Origin of the sequence: Psychrobacter sp. GW64-MNA-CIBAN-0177 (genome assembly GCF_040309585.1) — a bacterium.
Taxonomy (GTDB): domain Bacteria; phylum Pseudomonadota; class Gammaproteobacteria; order Pseudomonadales; family Moraxellaceae; genus Psychrobacter; species Psychrobacter okhotskensis.
The window spans coordinates 1-321 of record NZ_JBEOOY010000098.1 but is presented as its reverse complement, the minus strand read 5'-3'; the positions used below and the strand labels follow the sequence as shown (position 1 = coordinate 321).

Below are 321 nucleotides of genomic sequence, written 5' to 3'. Positions count from 1 at the left end.
CACAAATAACTGGTGATTTAGACGTCATAAAAGCGCAAATTCAGACCCAATCGACAAGAAACACCAGCGTTTGGCTTGAGGTGGTCTATACCGGACACGAGGTGGTCAGCGGACTGCGCGAACAAATTCATGAGATGGTGGCAGGTACTCAGCTTTTGGTGTTAAAAATCCAAAATAAGACTCAGTATAATAAGACCCTTGCTCAAACCAGTATGACTGAAACTTTACAAGACTTGAGCACCGAGGAGGTGTTTGAGCGCTGTTTGCTTATTCACAACGTTGATGAGGGGCAAAAGTCGTCTTTGCGCGATGCTTACGCGC

At 45.8% G+C, this 321-nt stretch carries 1 protein-coding gene; it reads left to right on the top strand.

Translation table 11 applies throughout. From position 1 onward, the window contains the following. Positions 1–321: exonuclease SbcCD subunit D C-terminal domain-containing protein (locus tag AAEY79_RS14335; RefSeq protein WP_352288929.1), on the top strand; the 321-nt coding region annotated here is incomplete at both ends.